The following is a 22,109-nucleotide window of genomic DNA, read 5'->3' as shown; positions in this document are numbered from 1 at the left end:
TAGATTTTATATTGCAATACCAAACAGGGAGCCGATTAATCTAATAAGTAAAGTGACGATGATAGCATCTGTAGAAGCAAACCACAATCCGCTTATGCCATAATCGCTCAAATTAATAATTGGATAAGCTAAAGCCACTATCATTTGAAATGTAAATCCTAGTACCACGCCAGCAATTATGGCGCCACGACGTCCCCCCATTGCATTCCCGAATACACCTGCAGCTCCTCCCATAAAAAATAAACCGATCACAGAAGGTAAGACCACTACAGGTAGCATAGTAGAAATGAGCGTTGCCCCCAATCCACCTACTAAGGCAAATAAAAATCCTATAGTCGTTGCCGTTGGTGCAAAAGAATAGAAAATAGGGATATCTAGTGCTGGTTTTGCACCTGGAACAAGTTTTTCGCTAATTCCTTTGAAAGCAGGTACTAGCTCACCTAGGAACATTCTAACTCCTTGTAATAATACAAGAATACCGACAACAAATGTAAACGCTTGCATAATTGCGAAGAGAGCAATGCTTTGACCACCCGAAAGCTCATTCATAAGTTTAGTGTCGACAAAGAATGAAGTGACCAAATAAATAACAGACATAACAATTCCCATTAAAATTGACATTTCTTTTAAGAAATCTAACTGCTTTGGAACATTCATGTTCTCAGCTGAATGTTCTTTATTTCCTAATTTCCCACCAATCCAACCACTTATCCAAACAAGGGAACTTCCCCAAAATCCAAATCCTACATTATCGTTTTTAGTTACTTTTCTTACGAAAGGTTGCGCTAATGCAGGAAATAGCACACTGGAAATCCCTTGAATTATTGAACCTAGTAGAATAGCTTTCCATCCGTAAATACCCATTTGATCTAAAACGATGGCCATTGTCGCAGCAAAAGAGAACATCATATGACCAGTTAAAAAGATATATTTCCATTTTGTTATTCTGGCTAGAATAACGTTGACGATAAAACCAAAAACTAGAATTAAAGAAGTTTCTGTTCCAAGCACATTTTGCACAGCAGCAGCTATAGCATTATCTTCTGCTATAACGCCAGTTAATTTGAAAGCGCTTTCAAATATTTGACTAAATGGAACTAAGCTATTTACAATGATGTTTGCCCCTTGCTGTAGCATAATGAAGCCAAAAATAGTTTTTAAAGTACCTTTAATAATATCAGATCCAGATTTTTTGAGGGCTATCAGTCCAATAGCTGCGATTATTCCTAAAATAAAGGCAGGGGTTGATAAAACTCCAGTAATAAAACTTAGCATTTTTTATCCTCCTCGTGTATGGATTTGCATAATATATGGCAGTACTTTTTCTTCAATTTCATTTTTATCCAGTAAATTAATGATGGAAACTACAGGTATATCGTTATTTTCAAGCTCCTGTGCTATTTCGCTTGATGCTACTATCAAATCGGCGTTTTTTCCTTTTGCAGAACTTAAATCGGTAGCTTCTCCATCAATTATAAAACCATTTTTATTTCCTAAATCTTGAATTTCCATTAGTAACATTAAACTTGTTCCAAATCCCATACCACAAACAGTTAAAATAAACATTTTAGCTAACTCCTTTCAATATATTATAGATTTCCATTGTGTCAGTTGACTCTTTTAACCTAGTTACTTTATCTTCATTCATCAAGACGGCGCTTAAATCTCTTAACATATTTAAATGAAATTGTTTGTCTACACCCCCAATCGGAATAATAAGTTTAACGTTATCATTTTGTGGATGTCCAAAAGATAGAGGAGTTTTGACTCTCACAAAAGCTATACATTGTTCGTTCACTCCGAATTCTGGTCTTGCGTGTGGAATAGCTATGTTAGGTGCTAACACAATATAGGAACCGAACTTTTTATAACCATTAATCATTTCTTCTACATAACTTTGTTCAACACTTTTAGATTGAAGTAGTAAATTTCCAGCGAATTGAATGGCTTCTTCGGGAGATGTAAGCTCTACATCTAATGCAATTTGTTCAAATTTTATTGGTAACATTGTATCTCTCCTTTAAGCTTATGGAATGATGTGTTTTTTTCTTCTGCCTTCTAGTTCAACAAAATACTCATATCTATCGCCACGTACAACCATATCTACTACTTCTACAGGGATTTTGTTCTTTATGAATGAAGTTCTTCTAACATGTAAGACGGCAGTGCCTTCTGGAACCCTTAATTTACTTGCTTCATATGAGGTAGCAGACCTAGCTGTTATAACCTCCTCAGCACTTTCTAAAAAAATATTGTATATTTCCTCTAAATCCTTATATAAAGAATCAGAAGATAGACCTCTTTTTTCCAAACCAGGGACATACTTGTTTTTTAAATAGTTAATCATTATAACGACCGGCTCATTTTCAACCGCTCGGACCCTTGCAATAGATACAACTTTTTCGTCTGGTGCCAGTTTTAAAGAGTCACGCAATTTTTTTGAAGGTTCTACTTCCTGAATAGTCGTTTCCAAAGTTAAAGATTTTTTCTGCTTAATTGCCATTTCTTCAGTCCAGCTAAAAATAGTTCCAATATCTTGTGTCATTTTATTATTGTTAACAAAAGTTCCTCTTCCTTGTTGCTTAACAACAACACCACTTCTTTGTAACTCATCTATAGCATTTCGAACTGTCATTCTGCTAACAGTATAAAGTTTTTCTAGCTCCTTTTCTGTTGGAATAATTTCCCCAATTGTCATATTTTTCTCTATATATTCTGTAAGTACTTCTTTCAATTGAATATACAGAGGAACGGAAGATTGTTTGTTTAGTTTTTTCAATTTGTTACCTCTTTCAATTTTCTTGATTACATCATACAACATCATGACCTATAAGTAAAATTTTTATTAAAGGTTATTACCTTTGATTTTAGAGAGAGTGATTAATTATTGAATATGTTTGTAAGCATTTCGTTGTTTCAGGATTGCTAGACTGCAGTTCTCATCTGTGATGCTATTCCCCAAGGAGTCGCCCAGTCTCCACTCAATCAGCTTATCAAACGTTTTAACAAATGCATCCACTACTTTCGGTGATGAGCCTTAGTTAAAAGAATCAAATTTAATTAGCAATAAAAAAACCTCCATTTTGATATTAATCAAAATAAAGGTAAAATCCTCCAGTTAACAAGGCTAACTAAATAGTATTTTTATTAATATTTCACGTACTAAAGATGACGTTTCATTTACTGAAGAACGAATATGACATTGAATAATTTTATTATTATAGCTAAACCAGAACTTTCTTGCTGGATATAAAGTTAAAATTGATATGCTTCAACCTTATGTCCATTTCGACCAATTGTAGTCTGTGCCTGTGAAAGTGAATTTAAAATGGCTTCCTCTGTCGCTTCTGCAGCTGCTGCAAATAATTGATTCATGAGAGGATGATCCTCACGTAGTTGTGTCCGTGTTTCGACAAGCTGATCTGATAGATGGGCGATATGATGTGCTGTTGTAAAGCCAATGACAATATCACCGCTGCCATGTGAAAAATGACTACCTGTACGCCCTAGTCCAATACCACAACGTTTAATGACTCGTGTCAGTTGACGACTACTAAGCGGAGCATCTGTGGCAAGTACGATGATAATGGAGCCATCTGTTGGAGATAATGTCGATTCGCTTTGACCGTTAGAAGCAAGATATTGGTGTGCTAAAAACTCAGAGCTTTGCCCGAAATTACTAAGGACCATACAGCCTACCGTATAGTTCGTTGACCCATGTGTCACGATTCGGGAAGATGAGCCAATCCCACCTTTATAGCCAAAGCACATCATTCCTTTTCCCGCACCAACTGCCCCTTCCTCTGCAGTTTCAGTTGATGCTTTACGAATCGCTTCCAAAGCATGCTCAGGTGTGATTGGACATTCTCGAATGGAATTTAAATAACTATCGTTACATTCCCCAACAACGATATTAATAGTTCCTGTTGAATGACCTATTTCACTATTCGTATCTAGCATAAATTGCAGCGTTCCCTGTGTGACAGCTGGAACGCCAAATGTATTCGTTAACATAATTGGTGATTCAATAACCCCAAGCTCATTCACCTGCACGAGCCCTGTCGTTTTTCCAAAACCATTTAACACATAGCTTGCAGCAGTAACCTTTTGCTGAAATAAATTGCCTTCATGCGGTAAAATTGCAGTTACTCCTGTACAAGCATAAGCGCCGTCTTGATTCATTTTCTCATCAAGCGTTATATGACCTACACGCACACCAGCTACATCAGTAATACAATTTTTCTCACCAGTTGATAACGTGCCAACGACGATCCCCATTTCTCGTACTTTTTTTGGCATATTAGTCCTCCTTATGAATCGCCATATTTACAGCAGCCTGTGCATGTAAAACTGTTGTATCAAAAACAGGTACGTTCACATCTTCTTGTTTAATAAGTAATCCAATCTCTGTACAACCTAATATAATTCCCTGTGCTCCAGATTGAACAAGGTTTCCAATCACCTGTAAATAATAGTCCTTCGATGCTTGTTCAATTCGACCCAAGCATAATTCTTCATAGATGATACGATTGACCTCAGCGCGCTCCTCAGCAATCGGAACAAACACTTCAATGCCAAAACCCTCTACTCTTGCTCTATAGAAATCTTGCTCCATCGTGTACTTCGTCCCAAGAAGGGCAACTTTCTGTAAACTAACTTTTTCTATTTGATTTGCTGTCGCATCAGCTATATGTAGAATTGGAATGGTGATCTTTGCCGTTATGATATCAATAACCTTGTGCATTGTATTTGTACAAATAACAATAAAATCTGCCCCTGCACTCTCCAGAGATTGCGCTGCCTCTGCAAGAACTTGCCCAGCCTTTTCCCATGCTCCTTCAGCTTGATAATGCTCAATTCCTTGAAAATCTACACTATACAAAATACATTTTGCTGAATGCAAGCCTCCTAATTGTTGCTTTACCTCTTCATTCATCAGACGATAATACTCTGCCGAAGACTCCCAGCTCATACCGCCAATCATGCCAATTGTTTTCACGCGTATTCCCCCATTTATTTATTTGACTATCATCATACCTACATACGGTTGATATATGTTTTAACAAACGTCATACCCACCTTTTGGTGATGAGCCTTTAATTTTAATTATTATACTAAAAATCCAAGGGCAAATAAGGGAATTTTCAAAAAAAAATAAACTTTACTAGCTTTATTCCACTTCCATTTCTTCAGCTTTTCTTTTCAAAAATAGCAAATATCTAATTAATAAGATGGGTATAGAAGCAACAACAACATTTATACTAATAAAAAAGTAAATACCATCCTCAAAATCAATGCATATAGAATACACAAAGCCCATTAAACCACTAATGATCAATACAACGATAGATGGAAACTTGGGGAATAAAAAAGTGACAATTCCTGCAACTATCATAATTACCATAACCATCAGCAGAAAATGCCAATATAAAAGAAAATAAAATGCCATACTTAACCTCCTTTTCATTACACATGCATTTTTCTATTACATCATTATATTATTTTCTCGCTGTAAAGTTTCGACAAGTGGTTCATCACAATAATCTATTTCTACTCTAATGTATAAGTAAGTCCTTCACTGCACTTGCATTCAAACTAGATATTTCAACTATTGGAAAAATATTTATTAATAAAATCATTTTCTAAAATTCAGTATTTTCAAAAAGTGGATATATTACAAAAAAACAGTGTAAACTGAAGCGTATTGAGATTGGAGGTATGCAAAATGGAATGGATTTCGAATATTGTAAATGATGCTAATAATGTTTTATGGACATATATCCTCATTATATTGTTATTAGCTGCAGGATTGTATTTTTCCTTTGGCACAAAGTTTGTGCAAATTCGACTTTTCCCTGAAATGTTTCGTTTAATAGTGGAAAAAAGAGATGGAGAGTCAGGCGTTTCTCCGTTCCAAGCCTTTACGATTAGCGCAGCCTCTCGTGTAGGTACTGGGAACATTACTGGTGTTGCATTAGCAATCGGAGTAGGTGGACCTGGCGCCGTATTTTGGATGTGGATTATTGCCATATTAGGAATGGCGACTGCCTTTATTGAAAGTACGCTTGCACAGGTGTACAAAGTAAAAGATGGCGATACGTTCCGTGGTGGACCAGCTTATTATATGGAAAAAGCGTTAGGTCAACGTAAATTAGGGATTATTTTTGGTATTCTTTTAACGTTAAGCTTTGGCTTTATATTTAATGCTGTACAATCGAATACGATTGCAACATCTGTTGGTGAGGCATTTCATATTGAGCCCTATATCATTGGTATTATGTTAGTTGTGTTAACGGCCTTGATTATTTTTGGTGGCGTACATAGAATTGTAAAAGTTACGCAAGTACTTGTACCCGTGATGGCTATTTTCTATTTAGCCGTAGCCCTTTTTGTTGTTTTGACGAATTTTTCTGAAATACCTGCCGTTTTCAAGCTGATTTTCACAGAAGCGTTTGGTCTTCGGGAAGCTGCTGGTGGAGCGATTGGGATTGCTATTATGCAAGGTGTACGTCGTGGTTTATTTTCTAATGAAGCCGGTATGGGTAGTGTTCCTAATGCTGCAGCTACCGCTAATACCTCACATCCTGCAAAGCAAGGATTAGTGCAAAGCTTAGGTGTATTTTTTGATACAATTATGATTTGTTCTGCAACAGCGTTTATCATTATTTTAGCTGGGCTTTATAATACTGGTGAAAGTAATGGAATTATTCTTACACAAAATTCCTTAGCTGTACATGTAGGTGATTGGGCTCCTTACTTTATCGCTATTTCTATTATTTTCTTTGCATTTAGTTCTATTGTCGGAAATTACTATTACGGTGAATCTAATATTGAGTTTATGAATGCTCATAAAGGTTGGATGTTTGGCTACCGTATTTTAGTTCTTGCTATGGTGATGTTTGGTTCTCTTGCGCAAGTAGAGCTTGTTTGGAACTTAGCAGACCTATTCATGGGACTAATGGCTATAATCAATATAACAATCATCCTGTTACTTGGTAAAATCGCCTTCCTCGTGTTAGACGACTTTACAAAGCAAAAGAAAGCAGGAAAAAATCCTGTATTTTATGCAAAATCAATCCCAACATTGAAAAATACTGATTGCTGGGAAGAAGATCGATAATTAGTCAAAAACGCCATTCCTCAAGCGGAATGGCGTTTTTATTATGTCTGTATTAATATTTAAATTGACTAATTAGCTGTTTTAGCTCATCTGCCATATGCGCAAGAGCTTGTGCAGAAGCATTAATTTCTTCCATCGAAGCTAATTGTTCCTCTGTAGACGCTGCAACGTCCTCTGAAGCAGCTGCATTTCCTTGTGCAGAGAATGCTAAATCCTCCGTAACAGCTGTCACTTCTTGTACACTTGCTGACATTTGTTCAGATGCAGAAGATACCTCTTCCATTTTAGGCGTAATTTTATCCATGCTTGTCTTAATCACTTGGAATTTCGTGATAGCTTCATCTGATACATGTAGTCCATTTTGAACATCCTCTGTAACTGTTGCCATGATGTTTACAGATTGTTCTGTTTCTAATTGAATGCCATGGATTAGCTCGAAAATTTGCTTTGCAGATTCCTGTGATTGCTCCGCCAGTTTTCTTACTTCATCAGCCACGACTGCAAAGCCTTTCCCGTGCTCTCCTGCTCTTGCTGCCTCAATCGCTGCATTGAGAGCAAGTAAATTCGTTTGATCTGCAATGCTTGTAATCACATCTAAAATGGACGTAATTTGCTTAGAGCGTTCATATAGTGATTGGATTTTCGTGTTTGAATCAGTTACCGATACATGAATAGACTGCATTTGATCTTTTGTATCTCGGACTGCCTTTCCACCTTCATCTGCTTGTAGCGTTGCATGCTGTGAAAGATCGGTCACAGTAGAAGAGATCTCCGCAATATGAAGAATGGCCTTCGAAAGCTCCTGTAACGATTCTGCATTCTTATTGGCACTCGTCGTTTGCGTGTCCGCGCTCGTTGCAACATCTTGAATCGAAATGGCCACTTTTTCTGTAGCAATGCTCGTTTGGTTAGCATTGGCTGTTAGTTCTTCTGCCGACGAAGCTACCTCTTCGGCATTTTGTTCAATTTTTTGAATAAGAGTTCTTAAACTATCTTGCATATCGTTAAAGGCTTGCCCTAACTGTCCAATTTCGTCATGAGAAGTGATTGTCACTTTCTCTGTTAAATCACCTTCACTAATGGTTACTGCACTATCCTTTAGTAATCTAATCGGTTTTATAATTGCCTTCATGACAAAAAAGAATACAATCGAACTGATTACAATCGCAGCAATTAGTACGAGAAACGTTTTTTTCAAAATGGGTGATGCTGATTGGTCAATTTCCTTTGCAAAAATTGTCCCTGTGATTTTCCAATTTGTCAGTTCATTCGTTGTATAGAACATAATACGGTCATCACCGTCAAAGACATAATCATACGTGCCAGATTTGCTGTCATACATTTGATTAAGGAAGCTCTCGTTTAATTCCTTACCTGCTTCTAATGTAGGATGTGAAATGACCAAGTTATTTTCACCAAAAATAGAAGAATATCCATTTTTCCCTATTTTTATAGAGTCCGAAACTTTTTGAAGGTCTGTCAATTTTAAATCAATAGCCACTACCCCAGATTGATCTTTTACCTGGCGAGCTACTGTTACGACCATATCTCCAGTCCCTGCATCTATGTAAGGGTTCGTAATTAAAGTCTCACCTTTTAATTCCTTAGCCTTTTTATACCAATCTCTTTCTAAAGGATTATAATCCGCGTTATTTATTTTTGGTTCTTGAATAAATGTTCCGTCATTTGTTCCAACATAAATGCTTAAAACATCTGGACTCAGCTTCATATATTCCTGAAAATTTGGTAGTATTTTAGTTTCCTTCTGATCGTACTTAGAAGAATTTATTTCCTCGCTAAAAGTAACGATTTCATTCATTTTTGTACTAATAGCACTATCAATTAACGTATTCAAAATTTTAACACTTTCATCCGCACTAAAAAGTATTTCTTCTTTTATCGAATTTTTTGCTGAAAGATACGATAAGCTTCCTACAGAAATAACTGGGATTAGTAAGATAAGAGCAAATAACGTGTAGAGCTTACCCTTAAAGCTTCCAAATAATCGTTTCATACAACAGCTCCCCTTTTGTCTTTACTAGTTCATAAAATGTGTTTTGTCCAATTTTGTGGTTTCTTTTTAGACTCAAAGAAGCCCCTAGCACATAACCTCCCCTTCTCTTATCGATTAAATTTTCTTCTTATGTTTTTATCGGACAAAATACTTAAATTTAAAACAACTTTTTTCATTTTTTTGATTTAACTAGGCTTCATTATAAGCTTTCAGAAGAAAAACCAGGTGCCATCTATCGACAACGAAAAATCAATGTAGAATCTGTTTTTGGATTCTTAAAGACTAATTTTCGTTTCATTCGATTTTCTTTCCGTAGTAAATAAAAGGTTGAACACGAAATAGGCTTTGTATTGACGCCATTAATTCTCCGGAAATAGACTACCATTATTAAATAAGGTAAAGAACATAAAATGACTTGGTCAAACAAGAAAAAAGAGAAATCGTTACTTTTCGATTTCTCTTTTTCTTTGCCGAAGAGCCATACTTTATTAAAAATGAAACCTTCATCTCATTGACACAATAGTTTTAATAATATAGAACGCCACCCCTCAAATGAGGAATGGCATTTTTTTCGTATATCTATTAATATTTAAATTGACTAATGAGCTGTTTTAACTCATCTGCCATATACGCAAGCGCTTGTGCAGAAGCATTAATCTCTTCCATTGAAGCTAATTGTTCCTCTGTAGACGCTGCAACATCCTCTGAAGCAGTCGCATTTCCGTGTGCTGAGAATGCCAAATCCTCCGTAACGGCTGTTACTTCTTGTACACTTGCTGACATCTGTTCAGAGGCAGAAGATACCTCTTCCATTTTAGGAGTAATTTTATCCATGCTTGTTTTAATCATTTGGAATTTAGTAATGGCTTCATCTGATACTTGTAATCCATTTTGAACATCTTCTGTAACTTTTGCCATGATGTTTACGGATTGTTCTGTTTCTAATTGAATACTATTAATTAGCTCGAAAATTTGCTTTGCAGATTCCTGCGATTGCTCCGCTAACTTTCTTACTTCATCAGCAACAACAGCAAAGCCTTTTCCGTGCTCCCCTGCTCTTGCTGCCTCTATCGCTGCATTGAGTGCAAGTAAGTTCGTTTGATCTGCAATGCTTGTAATTACATCTAAAATGGATGTAATTTGCTTAGAGCGTTCATGTAGTGTTTGAATTTTCGTATTCGAATCGGTCACAGATACATGAATAGACTGCATTTGATCTTTTGTATCCTGGACTGCCTGTCCACCTTCATCTGCTTGTAGCGTCGCGTGCTGTGAAAGATCTGTCACAGTAGAAGAGATCTCCGCAATATGAAGAATAGCCTTAGAAAGCTCCTGTAACGATTCTGCATTCTTATTCGCACTCGTCGTTTGCGTGTCTGCGCTTGAAGCAACATCTTGAATTGAAATGGCCACTTTTTCTGTAGCAATGCTCGTTTGGTTAGCATTGGCTGTTAGCTCTTCTGCCGACGAAGCTACCTCTTCGGCATTTTGTTCAATTTTTTGAATAAGAGTTCTTAAACTGTCTTGCATATCATTAAAAGCTTGACCTAGCTGTCCAATCTCGTCATTGGAAGTGATTGTCACTTTCTCTGTTAAATCACCTTTACTAATGGTTACTGCACTATCTTTTAGTAATCTAATCGGTTTTATAATGGTCTTCATAACAAAAAAGAATACAATCGAACTGATTACAATCGCAGCAATTAATACGAGAAACGTATTTTTCAAAATGGGTGATGCTGATTGGTCAATTTCCTTTGCAAAAATTGTCCCTGTGATTTTCCAATTTGTCAGTTCATTCGTTGTAAAGAACATAATACGGTCATCACCGTCAAAGACATAATCATACGTGCCAGATTTGCTGTCATACAGCTGATCGAGAAAGCTTTCTTTTAACTCGCTACCCGGTTCTAAAGTCGGGTGTGAAATGACCATCTTATCTTCACCAAAAATAGAAGAATATCCATTTTTTCCGATACTAATAGAGCTTGCGATATTTTGAAGGTTTGTCAATTTTATATCAATTGCAACTACCCCAGATTGATCCTTTAACTGACGAGCAATTGTTACGACCATATCTCCAGTTCCAGCATCTATATAGGGATTCGTAATTAAAACTTCTCCCTTTAATGCTGTAGTTTCTTTATACCAGTCTCGTTCCAAAAGATTATATTCGGCGCTATTCGATTTTGGTTCTAGAAATAATGTTCCCTCATTTGTTCCAATATAAATGCTCAGAACATCTGGATGTAGCTTTATATATTGTTGGAATTTTGTATGTACTGCAGATCCCTGCTGTTCATATTTAGAAGAATCTATTTCCTCGCTAAACACATTCATGTCGTTTATTTTTTCACTAATGGTATTATCAATCAACGTATTCAAAATTTTAACACTTTCATCTGCACTAAAAAGTATTTCTTCCTTTAACGAATCTTTTGCTGAAAGATACGATAAGCTTCCTACAGAAATAACTGGGATTAATAAGATAAAAGCAAATAATGTGTAAAGCTTACCCTTAAAGCTTCCAAATAATTTTTTCATACAACAGCTCTCCTTTTGACTTTACTAGTTCTTTAAATGTGCTTTGCCCCATTTTATGGTTTCTTTTTAGACTCAAAAAGAATGCCACTCCCTGGTTCACAATCGCCTCCTCTTCTATCGATTAAATTTTCATCCTATGCTTTTTTTATCGGACGAAATACTCAAATCCGAACCCCCTTTTTCATTTTTTTGATTTTCTTAACATAAATTCTTCTATTTTTGCACTTCTTCATTATGTAGTTAAACATAAAACCCCTATGTATCATACTTTAGCTATGATGCATAGGGGCTCCTGTTGTTAGTATTTAAATGCTTGAATTGATTCTTGTAAGTCAATCGCCATTTTTGCCAAATGTGTAGAGGCTGCAGCTACTTCTTCCATCGCTGCATTTTGTTCCTCAGAGGATGCTGCAACACTTTGAACATTGCTACTCGATTGCATTGATACTTCGCTAATGTAATCGATTTCTTTGACAAGTTTTTCAATATCTTGATGGATCGTTCGAATAGCCGCTGTAACTGATTCGGTTTGAGCTTGTACATCATTAATGGCATCGTCAATTTGTATAAAATTATCTCTTGCCACATTTACCTTTTCACGGCCAAGCATTACTGAATCATTACTACTGATCATATCTTCCTCGATAATTCTTGTATCTTCAGTAATTTGCAAAACAACCTTTTCAATGTCTACTGCTGCTAAATTCGATTCATCTGCTAGCTTCCGTACCTCTTCTGCTACTACGGCAAAGCCCTTGCCATGCTCACCGCTTCGTGCTGCTTCTATAGAGGCGTTGATAGCCAATAGATTTGTTTGGGTAGCAATATTTTTAATAACATTGACTGCTGAGACGATTGCTGCTGTATTTTCGTCTAAGTCTTTAACACGTGTACTTAGCTCTGCTGTATTATCCGCAATTTCATTCATCTGTTCAATGACATTACGAACTGAGGAACGTCCTATGCTAGCCATATTTTTAGTTTCTACCGTTGCACCGTTCACATGATCAATACTCGTTGATATGTCATTCATTTTTTTCAAAATGTGAGAGGATAAGTTACGTACATCACCTGTTAATGTATCCTGTTCTTCAATACCATGGGCAATATCTTGAATCGATTCTGAGACAACTTCTGTTGCCTGTGTCACTTCCATACTACTCGCTGTGAGCTGCTCGGAAGTTGCCGCAACCTGCTCGGATGAATTAGCGACATGCTTCATAGTATTGCTAAGCTTTTCGGACATCGAATTAAACGAAGCTGCCAGCTGTGCAAACTCATCTTTTGTTTTAAATTGCAGGTGCGTTTGTAAATTGCCATTTGAAAACTTGTCCATTTCTACTACAGTTTGTTGAATATTTTTCGCGACTCTACGACCAAAAACTGTCGCAATAATAATGCTTATAAGTAAGGAAACAATCGCTAGTATGGCAATCTCTTTGCCACTGTTGTCGCCTTTTTGCTTAGTAGCCTCTACACGCGCCTGCATTTCGTCTTGCTGAGCCGTTGCCATCGTTTTCCCAAACTCAACAAGCTTTAGCGAGCCTTTCCCTAAAATCGGTAATGCCAATTCCTGCGCTTGCTGTTTTTCACCACTTTGAAAAAGCGGTACAATTTGTTCATCTATAGGTTTTTCCCATTCCTCTAACTGCTTTAAAAACTGTTCAAAGTCCATATTTTTATGTCCAAGTTCTTCAATACGATGAATAGATTTATGTAAAGTATCTCTTATTTCGAGATGATTATTGAGCATGTCTTCTTTACCATATAACATATACCCCCGGATGGCAGCGTTTGCCCGAACCGTTTGGAAGGAAATATCATTATACAAGTTGATTAATTCCGTCTTTTTTTCGATTTCCGCAAGTGTTTGTTTATTATCATTTAAAAAGTACATAGCAATACTAGTAATTAGTAATAGAAATACTAAAACTATACCAAAAGAAAATTGCAGTTTTCGTTCTACCGTTGATCTCATACGACTCCCTCTATTCCCTTTTAACATTAATCATCTTGAGTATAGACTAAATATCCCAATCTTCCCATAAGAAATGCGTCTTTTATCATAAATTAACACAAAAATTTTACAAAAATAAAACACATCACCAAATGTCTTGACTTCTCTAAATTCTATATCGCAGTATTAGTATTGCAAAAATGAACACATAGCAAGTCACTCAACCAAAATGTTCCTACGGCTATCCGGTTTTAAAAAAATAGTCAGTGAGCTTTTATCATCAATTTGGTTATAATTCACAATTTTAGATATACTATTACCATAAGTATAAATAAAGGAGAATATTAGAAATGAGTAAGCCAGATTTGTATGTTAGTTTAGTAGTAGGCTCTAATTGTGATATCGAATCACTTGCATTGCGCTCAGTTCTCGAATCATTTGGTGTTCGAGTAACACTTCATTTAATAGGAAGACCAAATGATTTTATTGATGTTTTATCTGGAGAAGATTTAGATGATCGAGTAGATTATTTAATTTTAAACTTCCACGGGGATGAAGGACGTTTTTGCATGCCTGAGCTAGGTGCAGATATTTATGAGTTAAATGAACCACGAGGTGAATTTTTCGGTCCTCAAGAGGTCTTAAAATATAGTAAATTAAAAGATGTGAAGGTTATTGCCTCTGGCTGTACTTTAGGTGAAAAACAGCTAGCAACTGCGTTTTTAAAAAGTGGTTGCCATTCATATTTAGGACCGGATGATTACATAGATGGCAATGCAAACTTAATGTTTCTTATAAGATTTATGTACGAAATTATTGCTAATGAGCGAACACAGCAAGAAGCCTTTGAAATCACAAAATCAATTGACGAAGAAACTTCAATGTATCAACTTTATTTTGCTTAGAAGACAAATCCAAAAAAATCGTAGCATATGCATGCTACGATTTTTTTATTTATTGTTGATGTTTTTTTACCATAGACTCTGTAAAAGCCTGAGATTGCCCCTTTGGAATACTTAATGTTTCCCAATCAGAGCCCTTTAGTTGCTTAGCGATGTAAACAATTTGACCGACATGTTCTGAGTAGTGGGACATTTGTCTTTCGATAGCGTCTATCACTGAATGCCTCTCTCCTCTTATCGTTACAAATCCTTGTAAATCAGCTTCCGTTAATCCTTGTAAAGCGTCTAAAAATACTTGCCAACCCTTTTCCCATACCATCATTACCTCTTCTTTTGTCTGAAGGCTATCGGTAAATTCACCGTCACGATTTCTCATTGCTTTCTCGCCATCTGTCGTTAGAAAGTCCGTCCATCTCGATATCATATTACCACTAACATGTTTTACGATAACGGCAATGCTATTGGATTCTTCGTTAAAAGCCCAATGCAGTTGTTCGTGATCCAATTGTATGAGTGTTTTATCGCCTTGTTCTTTCACACTTTTAAACCTTTTCTGAATAACATTTAAATAAGTCTGCCCCATACTCATTCGTAAACGCCCCCATTATTTTATATCAACTTTCTTGGCTACTGAAAACATTGTCTCCCCCTTAAATCTAAGTTTAACTAGTTTAATAAGATTGTGAAGGGAATTATTACTTTACAAATCGTTACCCAATATAAATTCTTTTACAAGCTCAATCATTTTCTTTTGCATATCTTCCTGATCTGCATGTTCTAATTGATATCCAACGTGGAAAACATAACCGTTATAATAAGTGTAAAGCTCATTGGCTTCATTACTAGTTAGACGAACCTTCTTATTTTTTATATCAAAGTCATAGTAAAAATAAGACAATCTACCACTACCAGGTGTAGCGATTGGATGAAATAATGGACTTTCTCCGATTAAACCCTCATTCTTAATAGTATTGCCTAAAAAATCACTAATATCATGTGTAATATCATAATTTGCTAATGGATTACTATCTACATTAGTGACTGTAAAAATAGCAAATTGTTGATCTTTACCACTTAATGCTTTTTGTAAATAAGTAAATTGCAATTGATTTTGTAAGCGACCATTAGTCATTTCTGAAGTTACAGCATAAACTTCCTGTATATTGGCCTTAAAAGGTAGTTTCTTAGGATCAATCGGATGAACGTTATTCCCCAATACTGTGGCTACCTCTTGCATTGCTTCAAAACCTTTCACAGGCTCGTAAAATTTTGGGTTTTTACGGTCATTGAGACGATCAGCTGTTTGAAAATACTGACTATAGGTTACCATAGATCCTTTGACCTCGGTGTTAAATAGATCTGTTAATTGTTTAGACACTTCCTTCCCTTCTATTTGCGAAGTATCAGTTGTCATTTTTAAAATATCATATTTTGTTAGCTGCAAGGCGACGAACAATAAAACGGAACAGGTAATGGTCAATGTGACAATACGATAGGACCAACGATGTCTCTTTGGCGAAGATTGTTCTTCATTAATTTTTATTTTTACGTTTCGAATAATTGCTTCTTTATGCACAGATATATCCATTAACTCTCTTAATGTATGCTTATCCACTAAAACAGTACCTCCCATTCGATATCCTGAAGATCAATTTTTAATAGCTCTTTACCTTTTTTCAGCCGTGATTTGACTGTACCTTCTGGGATTTCGAGTAGTTTCGCAATTTCTTTAATCGACATATCTTCTAAATAAAAATACACAATAGGTTCTCGTTGCTTTAACGGTAATTTCAAAATGGCTTCATCTAAAATCGTTTGTTCATCCTGTTGAATAAGCGTGTCTTTTAGAACGGATTTTTGCTTAGGGAAAAGCTTGGATTGAACTGAAATTTTCCGATATGCCCAGCTTTTTAAATAATCCTTACTTTTATTTATGGTCATACGTGCTAAGTAAGCCCGCATCTCTCCTCTTTCTTCATAATGCTTTTGATGATGATAAAATTTAATAAAAACATCTTGAACAATATCCTCAGCTATTTGTAGATCTTTCGAATAGTAGTAAGCGATTCGAAATAAATGCTCTGTATGTAGTTCCATTAGTTGCTCTAAATATTCTGTATCAGACAAAATCTCTCCCTCCTTCTACACTATAAACGAGGCTAAAGTTATAAAAGATTAAATTTGAACCACAAAAAAAACCGTCTCTTCATAATATTGAGACGGTTTCCTTCTATCCATTATAAATTTTCATCAATATATGTTTCTATATCTGATGCAATTGTGTCAATAGGGACATCCTCGGCATTATCTGCAAACCCAGAATACATTTTTACGATTTTGCCATCTTTATCAACTAAGAAAAATTGATTTCCGTGTACCACTTGGTCGGTGTTAGGATCATCTTTCACCCATATTTTAGTTGATTTGACTGCGAACTGTTCGATATATTTTTGTGAATATCCAGTAAGTAGATTCCATTTTGATTCATCTGGAACATTATATTTGCCTAAATAATTAGCTAATATTTCTGGCTTATCTACATCAGGATCAATTGAAAACGCAACAATATTATAATCTTCCACACCTTTTTTCTTCAGCTTTTCTTGAACTTGCGTCATATTAAAGGTCATTGGTGGGCAAATCGATGTACAATTTGTAAAAATATACATACCAATCCATGGTTTCCCTTTTAAACTATCTAAAGAAACTTTTTCTCCGCGTTGATCTACATGTTCAAAATCTGGTAACTCCAAGCTATAATCTGCTTTAAATTTTGTATTTCCACACGCACTGAGCACTGCAGCTAATGCAAAAAGTAGAACAAGCCCAATTATTTTATTTCTCATCTTTAACACGCTCCCTACTTACACTATCCTCATCCTATCGTACGATGTAAATATTGGCAAGGACACTCAAGTGACAGCTTTCGTACATCTTTGTGAAATCGATTTCACTTTAAGGAAACCAGTGCATCATGGATTGCATCTAATTTAACTTCTACTCGGTGCAGTAAATAAAACGACACTAAGATAGGAAAACCGATATCTGATATCATGTTTAACCACTGTTCCATGTTGACCCCTCCTTCACACTAAGCTTATTAAAACCATTATTGTCGAAAATGGTCCTTGCAGGAAATTCTGCAAAGACCATTTTGTGACTATTCGATCTCTAATTCAAATTCTCTTACTTGTCGATCAACGATGCGAGCCCCAGTCATTGCAACCAGAGCACTAGCTTGTCCATCAAAAACATTTTTAGCGATGATCGTTTGCATGACCTGTTGAATTTCCTCCGCTGTTACATTTGGCTTCGGCGCATCAATCGTTATCGTTGTCGTTTTCCCTGCTGCTGTCTCAAATTGCAGCTCTAAAACTTGTGTCATAGCTTTCCCCCCTTAGGATAAATCTGTTGTTTCTTGTTTTACAATGCTATCTAGTGCGTGTGAAGATAGACTTGCAATAGCCTTTGCTACCTCTACTAAATCCTCTGCTGAATGCGAGCCGTTTAAATTGCGGTACGTTTTAATTGTAAACATGGGCTCGTTTTGTGCATTGTGTCCAGCGACATACTTTAAGCGTAGTGTAGCACCTACGAAATTGACTTTTGCCATGAGCGTCACCCCCTTCCTACACAATATATACAGACTTATTGCTAAAAAAGGGACATTTAGGATGGATTTTTTTCTGCAAGCTTTTATAATAGAGTAAGAGAAGGCGAAGAGGTGAACGATTTGTTAACTGGTTGGTTTTTATGGTTTATCCTATTTTGGGTAGTTGTGCTTATTTCGTTTATGGCGATAGGCGGATTTTTCATGTTCCGCAAATTTTTAAAGGCATTACCGAAGCAGGACGGTAAATCTGATTTAGATTGGCAGGAGTATTATTTAGATAAAACCATTCATTTATGGGGACAACCTGAGAAGGAGCTTTTATATGAACTTGTAAGTCCTGTGCCTGAGCTATTTAGACAAGTAGCTAAGGAAAAAATAGCAGGAAAAATTGGCGAGCTTGCTTTAGAAGAAAAGGCACCTGCCATAAACCATGATTTGATTATTCGTGGCTATATCCAAGCAACACCTAAGCGCGACCATAAATTTTTACGCAAAAAATTAGATGAAATGCAAATTGACATCGCTCCATATGAACATTTGTTTGATTAATGGTACGCTGCACAATGATATGTGCAGCGTTTTTAGAAAAATTTCCTACAGTTCAATAAAAGCCGTTTCAGCGATATACTTGACTGCTCTATCATTCGCTTTGCCAGGGAAATGTGAATTTAAAAACGTACATGCGCAAAGAATCCCGTATTATAAAAGCACAGGATTCTTTTATTATTCTTCTAAATGAACTTCACCTTTTTCAATTTGCTTGAGAACTTTTTGCCACTCATCTTTTGTAAACTTGGATTCATCAGACATTTTGACTGAAATCAACTCGGAAAATCCTCTCTTTGATTCCTCTTTTTCTCCATTTGAAGAAACTAATGTTGCAACTTTGTTTTCTTCTTGAATAATTTCTCCTGAAATAGATGGTGTATTTTTTTGGGCTAATGTAGCTCCTCCTACGCCAATACTTGCAAGTGCTAATAATGCAACAGTGGATAAGGCTATAACAGGCTTACTCATTTTTTTAACTTTTAACATTTTCATCAATCTCCTTTTTAAATTCATTTGTTCAGTTGAAAAAGTGGTGCCATAGATATATGAATTAGATTGCTCATTTGATCGTTCAATCATATTCAAAATTGTTTCTCCATATTTTTTCCTCTCTACATGAGACATTTTCATAACAACATCTTCATCACAAGAAAGCTCACTCCACATAAGTACTTCTTTTTTTAATAAATAAATTAATGGATTATACCAATGGATAATCGTTGCAATTAGCATAAACCTTCTTATCCATAAATCTTTTTTCTTAAAATGAATCAATTCGCGTTTAATAACCATCTCTAATTCATCATTTGGAATCTTATACATCGGCAACACAATAGTCGGTTTTAAAATCCCGATTAGAATGGGACTTATATTACACTTGTTATACATAATCTCTATATCAGACGAGCAATTCATACGATCCATATTTTTAGTAAGAAGTTGGTGTACTTCACTTTCTTTTGGAACTAAAAAACTTGATACTTTTATTTGCTTGTTGAATCTTTGATACGAATAGAAAGACCAAACACTTTTACCGATTACTCCTACAATCCAAATGGCAAATAAAACTTGGACAGCAGTTAATGATACAGTTAATGTATTTTTAAGTGCTACAGTCTGATTCCCCAAAGCGATATCATTATTTGTTTTCCTAAAAATGATAAGTAATTCAGGGAAAACAAAGATTGGAACTAGAAAAAAGAAAAGAGACAGTTTTCTACTCAAATAGTTCCATTTTGCAGTGAGTAACTCTTTTGTCACATACGTGATCAAAAAGGAAAGTGATAGAACGATACTTCCAGCGACCGACAATGTCACCAAGATTCTTAACCACTCATTCATCATCACACCTACTTATCAGAAAACCATTTTTTTAGTTCATTCAACTCGTCAGATGGAACCTTTTCGTCATAGAGCGTTGCTAAAAAGTTCTTTACTGAACCTTGATACAACTTATCTAATAGGCCTTGCGCTTCTTTCTTTTTATACTCTTTTAGCGAAAGAAGAGGGATATACACATTTGATCTACCTTCCCTTTTTACATCCAGCAATCCCTTGTCAACCAATCTTGTCAAAAAGGTAGAAATGGTTTGAGACTTCCACTGCTTCCCTTTCTCTCGATTAAAGAAATCTAATAATTCTGTAGATGTAAACTTACGATTTTGTTTCCATATAAAGTCCATCAATTCCTCTTCTGTTTCGGACAATTTATTATTAACCACCTCTGTCATTCCCTTCACTTTAATTACTACACCATTGTAGTAATTAAAACATACTACAATGGTGTAGTGTGTGTCAATCGTCAAAATTCATATACTATTTTTCCAAATGTCTTTGATATTCATTTTCTCGCACATTCATCAGTTGCTCTGATTTCTTTCCGTCGCTTTAGCTCTTCTATCCGTCGCTTGGTCGAATCTTTCCGTCGCTTTTGTCTTTCTTTCCGTCGTTCCGGCAACTCTATCCGTCGTTCTAATTTCTATCCGTCACTTTGACCCTTCTTTCCGTCGTTTCTGTCTTTCTATCCGTCGTTTCTGTCTTTCTATCCGTCGTTCCGGCAACTTTATCCGTCGTTCTAATTTCTATCCGTCACTTTGACTCTTCTTTCCGTCCTTTGGTCGATTCTTTCCGTCGCTCCAGCAACTCCATCCGTCGTTCCGGCAACTCTATCCGTCGCTCTAATTTCTATCCGTCACTTTGACTCTTCTTTCCGTCGTTTGGTCGATTCTTTCCGTCGTTCCGGCAACTTTATCCATCGTTCTAATTTCTATCCGTCACTTTGACTCTTCTTTCCGTCGCTTGGTCGATTCTTTCCGTCGTTCCGGCAACTTTATCCGTCGTTCTAATTTCTATCCGTCACTTTGACTCTTCTTTCCGTCGTTTGGTCGATTCTTTCCGTCGCTCTGATTTCTATCCTTCACTTTGCCAAGCCTCTCTATCGCTCGGACCGCTCTATCCATCAGCCAAACTACGCGCAAAAAAGACTACACTAGATAAATTCTCTAGTGTAGTCTTCCTATTAAATATTCTTTAGCGGAACTGTTTTTTTGATTTTAATAAATTGAACAAGCATTGCGATTCGCCAAGGGAGTAACATAGCGAACGCTAAAATCCAAAACATTCCTGCTAATTCACCAACGTCAATTGAGCTACTTAATATCATTTTTGCAATTACACGGAATACTAACAGTCCGATTAATATAAAAACGAATGCTTTTGAACGTTTTAAATAAATATCTTGACCTTTTACTTCAAATTTAGAAGTGGCAATTAAGATTGTTGAGAACACCATGCCGACTGCTGCCGCTTCAAGGATTTGCATGGGTGGCACTCGAAATTGTTCGAATAAAAACATTAACGCACCTGAAGACATCGCAATAGGTGGAATGATAATTTTCTTCTCATTTGTCGGTTTCTTAGATGCACGCATACGAATAACCATGACAAAGGTACCCATAAAAATGGCCATTATGGTTGAACCTATTACATAATATTGAGAAGGGATATTGTCAAACATAAAATTTCCTCCTCTAATGTCATTAACAATTTTGTCCAAGTAATTGATCAACTACAGCTTTTAATCTTTCTGGCTCGAAAGGCTTTGTCATAAAATCCTTTGCACCACTTTCAATTGCTTCCACGACTAACTTTTGTTGTCCTAAAGCTGTAATCATAATTATTTTTGCATCTGGAAATTCAGGGATGATTTCTTTTACTGCTGCTATACCTGTCATAACGGGCATTGTTACATCCATCGTTACTAGATCTGGTTGTAACTCACGATACATCGCCACAGCTTCTTTACCATTCACTGCCTTGCCGACTACCTCATAACCCCATTCAGTAAACATATTACTTATTGCAACACGCATAAAAAGCGTATCATCCACTACTAAAACTGTAGGCACATG

Annotated in this window: 24 protein-coding genes; 3 read left to right on the top strand and 21 right to left on the bottom strand. The window is 36.1% G+C overall.

Annotated elements, in window-relative coordinates:
- Window positions 1-6 precede the first annotated feature (6 nt).
- The 7 genes from ACQKOG_RS10400 to ACQKOG_RS10370 all read right to left on the bottom strand — a co-directional run bounded on the left by ACQKOG_RS10400 (window position 7) and on the right by ACQKOG_RS10370 (window position 5,449).
- The gene (locus ACQKOG_RS10400) at window positions 7-1,275 is read right to left on the bottom strand and encodes a PTS ascorbate transporter subunit IIC (protein ID WP_370077575.1); all 1,269 of its coding nucleotides are present in this window, start codon (window positions 1,273-1,275) and stop codon (window positions 7-9) included.
- 3 nt (window positions 1,276-1,278) lie between these two features.
- Complete coding sequence (locus tag ACQKOG_RS10395; RefSeq protein ID WP_370077573.1) at window positions 1,279-1,566, bottom strand: PTS sugar transporter subunit IIB; 288 nt, start codon at window positions 1,564-1,566, stop codon at window positions 1,279-1,281.
- A gap of 1 nt (window position 1,567) precedes the next feature.
- On the bottom strand, window positions 1,568-2,008 hold the full coding sequence (locus ACQKOG_RS10390) for a PTS sugar transporter subunit IIA (protein WP_370077571.1): 441 nt from the start codon (window positions 2,006-2,008) through the stop codon (window positions 1,568-1,570).
- An 18-nt stretch (window positions 2,009-2,026) separates the two neighbouring features.
- A complete protein-coding gene (locus ACQKOG_RS10385; protein ID WP_427446271.1) occupies window positions 2,027-2,779 on the bottom strand; it encodes a GntR family transcriptional regulator in 753 nt (250 codons plus the stop codon).
- A gap of 476 nt (window positions 2,780-3,255) precedes the next feature.
- On the bottom strand, window positions 3,256-4,299 hold the full coding sequence (locus ACQKOG_RS10380; protein WP_370077567.1) for a P1 family peptidase: 1,044 nt from the start codon (window positions 4,297-4,299) through the stop codon (window positions 3,256-3,258).
- 1 nt (window position 4,300) lies between these two features.
- On the bottom strand, window positions 4,301-4,999 hold the full coding sequence (locus ACQKOG_RS10375; RefSeq protein WP_427446269.1) for an aspartate/glutamate racemase family protein: 699 nt from the start codon (window positions 4,997-4,999) through the stop codon (window positions 4,301-4,303).
- A 171-nt stretch (window positions 5,000-5,170) separates the two neighbouring features.
- Window positions 5,171-5,449: a hypothetical protein gene (locus tag ACQKOG_RS10370; protein WP_370077563.1), complete on the bottom strand. Its 279-nt coding sequence runs from the start codon at window positions 5,447-5,449 to the stop codon at window positions 5,171-5,173.
- 276 nt (window positions 5,450-5,725) lie between these two features.
- Here ACQKOG_RS10370 and ACQKOG_RS10365 point away from each other — a divergent pair, with 276 nt between their 5' ends.
- On the top strand, window positions 5,726-7,120 hold the full coding sequence (locus ACQKOG_RS10365; protein ID WP_370077561.1) for an alanine/glycine:cation symporter family protein: 1,395 nt from the start codon (window positions 5,726-5,728) through the stop codon (window positions 7,118-7,120).
- Between the two features lie 52 nt (window positions 7,121-7,172).
- Here the strand turns inward: ACQKOG_RS10365 and ACQKOG_RS10360 are convergent, their stop codons facing one another.
- The 3 genes from ACQKOG_RS10360 to ACQKOG_RS10350 form a co-directional block, all read right to left on the bottom strand.
- Entirely contained in the window at window positions 7,173-9,134 is a 1,962-nt protein-coding gene (locus ACQKOG_RS10360; protein ID WP_415730191.1) for a methyl-accepting chemotaxis protein, read from the bottom strand.
- Window positions 9,135-9,716: 582 nt separating this feature from the next.
- Window positions 9,717-11,678 carry a methyl-accepting chemotaxis protein gene (locus ACQKOG_RS10355; protein ID WP_370077557.1) on the bottom strand — a complete coding sequence of 654 codons (1,962 nt, stop codon included), beginning with the start codon at window positions 11,676-11,678 and terminating at the stop codon, window positions 9,717-9,719.
- A gap of 298 nt (window positions 11,679-11,976) precedes the next feature.
- A complete protein-coding gene (locus ACQKOG_RS10350) occupies window positions 11,977-13,656 on the bottom strand; it encodes a methyl-accepting chemotaxis protein (RefSeq protein WP_402869075.1) in 1,680 nt (559 codons plus the stop codon).
- Window positions 13,657-13,985: 329 nt separating this feature from the next.
- On the opposite strand from ACQKOG_RS10350, the gene ACQKOG_RS10345 reads away from it, so the two are divergent.
- Complete coding sequence (locus ACQKOG_RS10345) at window positions 13,986-14,540, top strand: delta-aminolevulinic acid dehydratase (protein ID WP_370077553.1); 555 nt, start codon at window positions 13,986-13,988, stop codon at window positions 14,538-14,540.
- Window positions 14,541-14,589: 49 nt separating this feature from the next.
- On the opposite strand, the gene ACQKOG_RS10340 is transcribed toward ACQKOG_RS10345, so the two are convergent.
- From ACQKOG_RS10340 to ACQKOG_RS10310, 7 genes are all read right to left on the bottom strand, one after another.
- The gene (locus ACQKOG_RS10340; protein WP_370077551.1) at window positions 14,590-15,126 is read right to left on the bottom strand and encodes a DUF1572 family protein; all 537 of its coding nucleotides are present in this window, start codon (window positions 15,124-15,126) and stop codon (window positions 14,590-14,592) included.
- A gap of 111 nt (window positions 15,127-15,237) precedes the next feature.
- Window positions 15,238-16,152 (bottom strand): hypothetical protein, encoded by a 915-nt coding sequence (locus tag ACQKOG_RS10335; RefSeq protein WP_427446265.1) that lies wholly within the window; start codon window positions 16,150-16,152, stop codon window positions 15,238-15,240.
- Window positions 16,152-16,664, bottom strand: a complete 513-nt coding sequence (locus ACQKOG_RS10330; RefSeq protein WP_370077547.1) for an RNA polymerase sigma factor — start codon at window positions 16,662-16,664, stop codon at window positions 16,152-16,154. The genes ACQKOG_RS10335 and ACQKOG_RS10330 overlap by 1 nt, the downstream gene beginning before the upstream one ends.
- Before the next feature lie 110 nt (window positions 16,665-16,774).
- Complete coding sequence (locus ACQKOG_RS10325) at window positions 16,775-17,383, bottom strand: SCO family protein (RefSeq protein WP_402869070.1); 609 nt, start codon at window positions 17,381-17,383, stop codon at window positions 16,775-16,777.
- Between the two features lie 104 nt (window positions 17,384-17,487).
- Window positions 17,488-17,610, bottom strand: coding sequence for a YvrJ family protein (locus ACQKOG_RS10320; protein WP_082337366.1), 123 nt, complete (start codon window positions 17,608-17,610; stop codon window positions 17,488-17,490).
- An 87-nt stretch (window positions 17,611-17,697) separates the two neighbouring features.
- Window positions 17,698-17,922 (bottom strand): DUF2922 domain-containing protein, encoded by a 225-nt coding sequence (locus tag ACQKOG_RS10315; protein ID WP_402869068.1) that lies wholly within the window; start codon window positions 17,920-17,922, stop codon window positions 17,698-17,700.
- 12 nt (window positions 17,923-17,934) lie between these two features.
- Window positions 17,935-18,150, bottom strand: coding sequence for a DUF1659 domain-containing protein (locus tag ACQKOG_RS10310; protein WP_370077541.1), 216 nt, complete (start codon window positions 18,148-18,150; stop codon window positions 17,935-17,937).
- A gap of 120 nt (window positions 18,151-18,270) precedes the next feature.
- Between ACQKOG_RS10310 and ACQKOG_RS10305 the strand changes: the two genes are divergently transcribed.
- On the top strand, window positions 18,271-18,699 hold the full coding sequence (locus ACQKOG_RS10305) for a DUF2621 domain-containing protein (protein ID WP_415730425.1): 429 nt from the start codon (window positions 18,271-18,273) through the stop codon (window positions 18,697-18,699).
- A gap of 174 nt (window positions 18,700-18,873) precedes the next feature.
- On the opposite strand, the gene ACQKOG_RS10300 is transcribed toward ACQKOG_RS10305, so the two are convergent.
- The 4 genes from ACQKOG_RS10300 to ACQKOG_RS10285 all read right to left on the bottom strand — a co-directional run bounded on the left by ACQKOG_RS10300 (window position 18,874) and on the right by ACQKOG_RS10285 (window position 22,106).
- Complete coding sequence (locus ACQKOG_RS10300; protein WP_427446262.1) at window positions 18,874-20,040, bottom strand: M56 family metallopeptidase; 1,167 nt, start codon at window positions 20,038-20,040, stop codon at window positions 18,874-18,876.
- Window positions 20,041-20,048: 8 nt separating this feature from the next.
- Entirely contained in the window at window positions 20,049-20,405 is a 357-nt protein-coding gene (locus ACQKOG_RS10295; RefSeq protein WP_370077537.1) for a BlaI/MecI/CopY family transcriptional regulator, read from the bottom strand.
- 812 nt (window positions 20,406-21,217) lie between these two features.
- Complete coding sequence (locus ACQKOG_RS10290; protein ID WP_370077527.1) at window positions 21,218-21,715, bottom strand: CcdC family protein; 498 nt, start codon at window positions 21,713-21,715, stop codon at window positions 21,218-21,220.
- Window positions 21,716-21,737: 22 nt separating this feature from the next.
- Window positions 21,738-22,106, bottom strand: coding sequence for a response regulator (locus tag ACQKOG_RS10285; RefSeq protein WP_370077526.1), 369 nt, complete (start codon window positions 22,104-22,106; stop codon window positions 21,738-21,740).
- Window positions 22,107-22,109: the final 3 nt, after the last annotated feature.

The sequence above is a fragment of the Lysinibacillus sp. NPDC093216 genome, from assembly GCF_050280325.1.
Lineage (GTDB): Bacteria > Bacillota > Bacilli > Bacillales_A > Planococcaceae > Lysinibacillus.
The sequence above is the reverse complement of the archived record's forward strand: the minus strand, read 5'-3'. Positions and strand labels throughout refer to the sequence as shown.

What these genes read in the sequence shown, in the direction of transcription:
- ACQKOG_RS10400 (WP_370077575.1), bottom strand. Translation starts at nt 1,275, where the DNA reads ATGCTAAGTTTTATTACTGGAGTTTTATCAACCCCTGCCTTTATTTTA.
- ACQKOG_RS10395 (WP_370077573.1), bottom strand. Translation starts at nt 1,566, where the DNA reads ATGTTTATTTTAACTGTTTGTGGTATGGGATTTGGAACAAGTTTAATG.
- ACQKOG_RS10390 (WP_370077571.1), bottom strand. Translation starts at nt 2,008, where the DNA reads ATGTTACCAATAAAATTTGAACAAATTGCATTAGATGTAGAGCTTACA.
- ACQKOG_RS10380 (WP_370077567.1), bottom strand. Translation starts at nt 4,299, where the DNA reads ATGCCAAAAAAAGTACGAGAAATGGGGATCGTCGTTGGCACGTTATCA.
- ACQKOG_RS10370 (WP_370077563.1), bottom strand. Translation starts at nt 5,449, where the DNA reads ATGGCATTTTATTTTCTTTTATATTGGCATTTTCTGCTGATGGTTATG.
- ACQKOG_RS10365 (WP_370077561.1), top strand. Translation starts at nt 5,726, where the DNA reads ATGGAATGGATTTCGAATATTGTAAATGATGCTAATAATGTTTTATGG.
- ACQKOG_RS10360 (WP_415730191.1), bottom strand. Translation starts at nt 9,134, where the DNA reads ATGAAACGATTATTTGGAAGCTTTAAGGGTAAGCTCTACACGTTATTT.
- ACQKOG_RS10355 (WP_370077557.1), bottom strand. Translation starts at nt 11,678, where the DNA reads ATGAAAAAATTATTTGGAAGCTTTAAGGGTAAGCTTTACACATTATTT.
- ACQKOG_RS10350 (WP_402869075.1), bottom strand. Translation starts at nt 13,656, where the DNA reads ATGAGATCAACGGTAGAACGAAAACTGCAATTTTCTTTTGGTATAGTT.
- ACQKOG_RS10345 (WP_370077553.1), top strand. Translation starts at nt 13,986, where the DNA reads ATGAGTAAGCCAGATTTGTATGTTAGTTTAGTAGTAGGCTCTAATTGT.
- ACQKOG_RS10340 (WP_370077551.1), bottom strand. Translation starts at nt 15,126, where the DNA reads ATGAGTATGGGGCAGACTTATTTAAATGTTATTCAGAAAAGGTTTAAA.
- ACQKOG_RS10325 (WP_402869070.1), bottom strand. Translation starts at nt 17,383, where the DNA reads ATGAGAAATAAAATAATTGGGCTTGTTCTACTTTTTGCATTAGCTGCA.
- ACQKOG_RS10320 (WP_082337366.1), bottom strand. Translation starts at nt 17,610, where the DNA reads ATGGAACAGTGGTTAAACATGATATCAGATATCGGTTTTCCTATCTTA.
- ACQKOG_RS10315 (WP_402869068.1), bottom strand. Translation starts at nt 17,922, where the DNA reads ATGACACAAGTTTTAGAGCTGCAATTTGAGACAGCAGCAGGGAAAACG.
- ACQKOG_RS10310 (WP_370077541.1), bottom strand. Translation starts at nt 18,150, where the DNA reads ATGGCAAAAGTCAATTTCGTAGGTGCTACACTACGCTTAAAGTATGTC.
- ACQKOG_RS10300 (WP_427446262.1), bottom strand. Translation starts at nt 20,040, where the DNA reads ATGAATGAGTGGTTAAGAATCTTGGTGACATTGTCGGTCGCTGGAAGT.
- ACQKOG_RS10290 (WP_370077527.1), bottom strand. Translation starts at nt 21,715, where the DNA reads ATGTTTGACAATATCCCTTCTCAATATTATGTAATAGGTTCAACCATA.